The sequence below is a fragment of the Klenkia sp. AC732 genome (genome assembly GCF_979256525.1).
Genome location: NZ_CEEDOS010000179.1, coordinates 1 through 235 on the forward strand (window position 1 = coordinate 1; position 235 = coordinate 235).

1 protein-coding gene is annotated in these 235 nt (G+C 75.3%); it reads right to left on the minus strand.

What is annotated here, in order from left to right; translation table 11 throughout:
• Window positions 1-235, minus strand: a 235-nt coding sequence (locus AC0IVP_RS22170; RefSeq protein WP_471759313.1) for an ANTAR domain-containing protein, incomplete at both ends; no start/stop codon positions are given.

Below are 235 nucleotides of genomic sequence, written 5' to 3' on the forward strand. Positions count from 1 at the left end.
ACCCGGGACGACCCGGAGCGGCCCGGAGCGACCCGGGCCGACTGACCGTCGACCGGGGGCGCCGGAGACTCTGGCGGTCGGGGTCTCCGCCGGGCCCGCGTCACCGGACAGCACGACCTGGGCGAGGGCCTTCAGGGAGGTGCGCTCGTTCATCGCGGTCCGCTGGATCCAGCGGCAGGCCTCGGCCTCGGTGATCCCGCGGTCGGCCATCAGCTTGCCCTTGGCCTGCTCGACG